Source organism: Buchnera aphidicola BCc, assembly GCF_000090965.1.
Lineage (GTDB): Bacteria > Pseudomonadota > Gammaproteobacteria > Enterobacterales > Enterobacteriaceae > Buchnera_F > Buchnera_F aphidicola_F.
This window is the reverse complement of the sequence record NC_011878.1, coordinates 1-6,054: the sequence shown is the minus strand read 5'-3', so window position 1 is coordinate 6,054 and position 6,054 is coordinate 1. Positions and strand designations below refer to the sequence as shown.

Here is a 6,054-nt window from a genome sequence, read left to right as displayed (position 1 = left end):
GTTTTAAATACCTATTGTAAAAATAATATTTGTGTAAAAAAAATATATTTTTATTAATTTTTTTTAAAATGTCTCTAGTATTTTATGCTCTAAAATACTAGAGACTTGAATTACAATTTCAACAATAAAAATCAAAAGAAAACATATTTATTTTTCTTTTTTTCGTATAAATCAATTTTTTTTTTATGTTTTAATGTATAGTCAATGTTATCAAAGCCATACATAATTGATTGTTTTTGAATGAAATCAATTTTGAAAGAAATATTATATTTATCTACAATAATTTTTTCTTTCAATAAATCAATTAAACAAATTTTTCTTTTTTTGTGTTGAGTTATAAAAAATAATTTTTCAATATGTTTTTTAGAAAGAGAAATTAATAATAATCTATTATTTAAACAATTATTAACAAATATATCAGAAAAACTCTGAGCTATAATGACTTTAAATCCATAATCCATTAAAGCCCAAACTGCGTGTTCTCGAGAAGAACCACAACCAAAATTTTCTCTTGTTAATAAAATACTGGCTTTTCGATAATTATCATGATTCAAAATAAATTTATCATTTTTAATTTTTCCTTCAGAATCTTTAAATCTCCAATTAAAAAATAAATGTTTACCAAAACCAGTACGTGTGATTTTTTGTAAAAACTGTTTCGGAATAATAATATCTGTATCAATATTTGATATATCTAGTGGAACTAAAACACCAATATGTTGTATAAAATTTTTCATTATTATATTGACTTATCTTTTTAAAAATAATTTTTTAAAATAGAAAATTGTTATGCAATATGCACAAATTTTCCATATAGAGCGGTTTGAGCAGCTAACCAAGGACTCATAAGATGAGTTCTTCCTTTTGGCCCCTGTCTTCCTTCAAAATTTCTATTACTAGTCGAAGCGCATCTTTCGTATGGTTTTAATTGATCTTCGTTCATACCTAAACACATAGAACAACCCGCATGTCTCCATTGAAAACCAGCATTTTTAAAAATTTTATCGAGACCTTCTTTTTCAGCTTGTTTTTTTACTAACCCCGATCCAGGAACTATTAATGCTTCAATATTATCAGAAATTTTCTTGTTTTGTACAACAGACGCTACAACTCTTAAATCTTCAATTCTTGAATTAGTACAAGAACCTATAAAAACTTTATCAACTGGTATATTTAACAAACTTGTACCAGGTTTTAAACCCATGTATTCTAAAGATCGTTCGGTATCCTCTCTTACATTAACATCTTGTATATCTTTTAATATTGGTATTTTTCCATTAATTGGAATTACTTGAGAAGGATTAGTTCCCCAGGTAATTTGTGGAGAAATATGACTAATATTAATAGAAAAGTCTTGCTCAAAAAAAGATTTTGGTCCAGACTTTAAATTATTCCATTTTCGAATATATTCTTTCCAAGAACGATTTTTTGGAACAAAATTTTTATTTTTTAAATAATTATAAGTTATTGCATCGGGTTCAATAATTCCTGATTTTGCTCCCATTTCAATAGCCATATTGCATATGGTCATACGACTTTCCATACTCATTTTTTTTATTACTGAGCCAGAAAATTCTACGACATAACCAGTACCACCTGAAGTACCAATTTTATTGATAATATTTAAAATAATATCTTTAGAAAAAATATTTTTTTTTATATTTCCATAAATAGATATTCTCATATTTTTCATACGATTCTGTAGTATGGTTTGTGTAGCAAAAACATGTTCTACCTCAGAAGTACCTATACCAAATGCTAAAGCACCAAAAGCTCCATGTGTAGAAGTGTGAGAGTCACCACAAACAACGGTCATACCTGGTAAAGTCATACCCTGTTCTGGACCTATAACATGTACAATTCCTTGATTAATATTTTTTAAATCATAAAGAGGAATATTGAAATCTTTACAATTTTTTATTAATGTTCGCATTTGAATTTTTGCCATTTTTTTAGAATCACTAATTTTTCTAGAAATTGTTGAAACATTGTGATCCATGGTAGCAAAAGTTTTTAAAGGATTACGAACTAACCTTTTTTTTAATCGTAATCCATCGAATGCTTGTGGAGATGTGACTTCGTGAATTAAATGTAAATCAATATAAATAATTGGTGTGGTATTTTTATCTTCATATATTAAATGTGAATCAAATATTTTTTGATATAAAGTAGTTTTCATTAGTTTATTAACTCAGATAAAGTTTTTGCAATGTAATTGCCCATTTGATCAGTTGTGATATATTTTTTACCATTAGAAATATCTAATGTACGATATCCTTTTTCTAACGTTTTTAAAACTGATAATTCTATTAAGTGTGATATTTTTTCTAATTGTAAAGAATATTTAAATAATAATGCTAATGAAAGAATTTGAGCAATAGGATTCGCTATATTTTTTCCTTTCAAATCTGGTGCAGAACCACCTGCAGGTTCAAATAATCCGAAAAAACTTTCATTTAAACTAGCCGAAGGCAACATACCTAAAGATCCTGTTAAAGCGGCACATTCATCAGACAAAATATCACCAAACAAATTGGAACACAAAATAACATCGAATTGATTTGGATTTTTAATAAGTTGCATAGCTGCGTTATCAATATACAAATGAATTAGTTCAACATTTGGATATCTTTTTGAAACTTGGATCACAACTTCTCTCCATAACATCGAACTTTCTAAAACATTTGCTTTATCAATAGAAAAAACTTTTTTTTTTCTTTTTAAAGACAACTGGAATGCAATATCTGCAATTTTTTCAATTTCTTTGGTCGAATAAATTTCGGTATCAAAAGCAGAAATATTTTTTTTATCAAATGTATTTTTTCCTTTTGGTAAACCAAAATATATTCCACCAATTAATTCACGAACACATAAAATATCAAATCCATCTTGTATAATTTCTTTTTTTAAAGGAGACAATTTTTTTAAAGAAAAATGCAATTTTATAGGTCTAAGATTAACAAATAAATTAAAAAATTTTCTTAATGGTAACAATCCGCCTCTTTCGGGTTGTTCGTCTGCTGGTAAATGCGTCCATTCTTTTCCTCCAATAGATCCAAATAAAATAGCATGAGATTCTATACATCCATTTAATGTTTTTTTTGGTAACGGCGCACCATATTTATCAATGGCTATACCGCCAATATCGTATTCGTTTGTATAAATATTAAAATCAAATTTTTTATTAATAACATTTAATATTTTATACGCTTCTTGCATAACTTCTGGACCAATTCCATCTCCAGGAAGAACCGCAATTCTATACTCTTTTTTTTTCTTCATTTCTGTTTCGCCTATTTTTATTGATCTGTTTTACTGTATTAATATACTATATATTATAGTATATATCTTTATTTTTTTTTTTTTTTTTTTTAAAAGTTATTTTGCATGTATCTCTTTAAGAAGCATCTATTATTTTTTTTCACTTGCATCTAATGTTTTTTTTAAAAAAGAATACTCAAAAAAAAAAAAAAAAATAAAAAAAAACATTAGATGCAAGTGAAAAAAAATAATAGATTCGTAAAATAAAATTTTTAAAAAAAATACCCCCTACGTAATTAAACGCATAATAATCCAAAAAAAAAAAAAAAAAATTTCAAAAAAAAATTATCACACAACTGGAAGTTGTGCTAATTTTTTTAATCTAAAATATTCGCAATTTACCTTTCTTTTCAATTTAGTCAATCCAAGTTTGCATAATTCTTTGGTCGAATATTTTTTCACCAAATTATTTAATATATACGATTTTGCATATTTTTCGTCTAATTCCAAAAATTTTTTTGCTTTGTTTTTTTGTTTTTTAATGATATATTTAGACTTTCTAAATAATAAAGCGGAATGGATGTGTTTTTCTTTAGCCTGTTTTTCAATTTCTAATAATGTTATCGGATATTCCCCTTTTTTCTTTAATTGCGAATTGATCCATTCTAATTGCTTTATTCGAACACGTTTGAGTCTTATTTTAGAAATATCAAAAAGCATAAAAAACAAAGGTTTCAAATAAATAATTTTAGGAATATACATTCCTAAAATTTTGTCCCAAATTTTTTCACAACTTATAAGACCCATAGGTTCCATAAATTGAGTAATAAGACGAGAAGCGCGTGTAATAGATTTATTCCCTGCGCTAGAATAAGTAGATAATCCACATACATCAGACAATTTTTCAACAGATGCCATAACTAACATAGATGCTATATTAAAATAATATAGCATCGCTTGCACCACAGCTCTTAATGCTCGTGCTCTATGTTCATTTAAACGTCTTTTTCTATGCAAAACACATCCTGTTATAGGATTTTTTAATGGATTAGTATAATACAATTCGTTTCTAGCTACATCAGTTTGAGCAGCACATCGCATTGCGTATCGAATAAAAGCTGGACGTTTTTTATGATTTTTAGGTTGAACAAATTTAGGATAAGGATTGTCAACATATTTTTTTCTTTTAAACACAATTGTCTCCAAATAATATTTTTAAAAAAAAAGAACACAATTATTTTTTTATTTCTGCAATCTTTCCAGTTCCTTATTAACCTGTTGAGATTTCCAAATATAATTAAGTACATTTACCATAGCTTGAGCTGATGCTTCAATAATATCAGTAGCTAAACCAACTCCATGAAAATTCCGTAATTTGTATTGAACAATAATATTTACTTTTCCCAAAGCATCTTTTCCCTCTCCATTTGCTTCCAAATGAAATTTTTTTAAAACTATTGAATATAGAGTTGCTTTATTTAAAGCTTGATATATTGCATCCACTGGACCATTATAGGTGGTAGCTTTTTGAATGTTAGTTTGAGAACCACATATTAAAACAATATATGCAGTAGACAATCCTGATAATTTTGATTGAACATCAAAATATTCCAATTTATAATATTCTTCTGTATTTTGTTGTTTTTTAAAAAATGCTAAAGCTTCTAAATCATAATCAAAAATTCGACCTTTTTTATCGGCTAATTTTAAAAAATCTATGTACAATTCGTTTAAATTATAATCGCTATTTTCGTATCCCATTTTTTTCATATGATGCTTGACTGCTGCTCGCCCGGAGCGAGAAGTCAAGTTCAAAGAACAATAATCAGTAAATCCGATAGAATTTGGATCAATAATTTCATAGTTTTTTCTATTTTTTAATACACCGTCTTGATGAATACCAGAGGAATGAGAAAACACATTTTTTCCTATAATGGCTTTATTTAAAGGAATCGGTGTATTGCAAAATTGACTAACGATCTTACTGGTTCTGTGAATCTCTTTTATATTAATATCAGTAGAGACTTTTAAAGAATTTTTATGGACATTTAATGTCATAATAACTTCTTCTAAAGCAGCATTTCCAGCACGTTCTCCCAAACCATTCATAGTTCCTTCAATTTGTCTCACTCCAGCCTCAACAGCACTAATAGAGTTCGCTACAGCCATTCCTAAATCATTATGACAATGTACAGAAATAATTGCTTGATGTATATTTTTTACGTGATTAAATAACATAGTAATTATTTTTTTGAATTGGGTTGGAGTAGTATATCCTACAGTATCTGGAATATTAACAGTAGTTGCACCCGCTTTAATTACAGCTTCAATAATACAATATAAGTTTTGTAATGTAGTTCGACCAGCATCTTCGCACGAAAATTCAATATCATTCGTAAATTTTTTTGCTTGTTTGACTGAAGCAACTGCCATCTCAATTATTTCATTAAAATTTTTTTTTAATTTAGAAGATACATGCAAATCAGAAGTGCCTAAAAATAAATGAATTCTAAAATTTTTTGAAAATTGCATAGCATCCGCTGCAATAGTTATATCGTTTGGTAAACAGCGAGCTAAACTACAAATCTTACTGTTTTTTATAATTTTAGAAAGCATTTGTACCGATTTAAAATCTCCCGGAGAGGAAACAGGAAAACCCACCTCAATTACATCTACTCCCAAACGTTCTAAAGCTAAAGCTATCTGAATTTTTTCATTAGACGTTAAACTAGTTAGCAACGCCTGTTCGCCATCGCGTAAAGTAGTGTCAAAAATAATTATTTTTTCGTTCAT

Annotated in this window: 5 protein-coding genes; all 5 read right to left on the bottom strand. The window is 27.3% G+C overall.

Annotated elements, in window-relative coordinates:
- Positions 1 to 131 precede the first annotated feature (131 nt).
- Entirely contained in the window at positions 132 to 737 is a 606-nt protein-coding gene (leuD, locus tag BCC_RS00025; protein WP_012622905.1) for a 3-isopropylmalate dehydratase small subunit, read from the bottom strand.
- Positions 738 to 787: 50 nt separating this feature from the next.
- Positions 788 to 2,179: a 3-isopropylmalate dehydratase large subunit gene (leuC, locus tag BCC_RS00020; RefSeq protein ID WP_012622904.1), complete on the bottom strand. Its 1,392-nt coding sequence runs from the start codon at positions 2,177 to 2,179 to the stop codon at positions 788 to 790.
- Positions 2,179 to 3,282, bottom strand: coding sequence for a 3-isopropylmalate dehydrogenase (leuB, locus tag BCC_RS00015; protein WP_012622903.1), 1,104 nt, complete (start codon positions 3,280 to 3,282; stop codon positions 2,179 to 2,181). Before leuB ends, leuC begins: the two co-directional genes overlap by 1 nt.
- Positions 3,283 to 3,609: 327 nt before the next feature.
- Positions 3,610 to 4,455, bottom strand: a complete 846-nt coding sequence (locus tag BCC_RS00010) for a replication-associated protein repA1 (RefSeq protein ID WP_012622902.1) — start codon at positions 4,453 to 4,455, stop codon at positions 3,610 to 3,612.
- A 48-nt stretch (positions 4,456 to 4,503) separates the two neighbouring features.
- A complete protein-coding gene (leuA, locus tag BCC_RS00005; RefSeq protein WP_012622901.1) occupies positions 4,504 to 6,054 on the bottom strand; it encodes a 2-isopropylmalate synthase in 1,551 nt (516 codons plus the stop codon).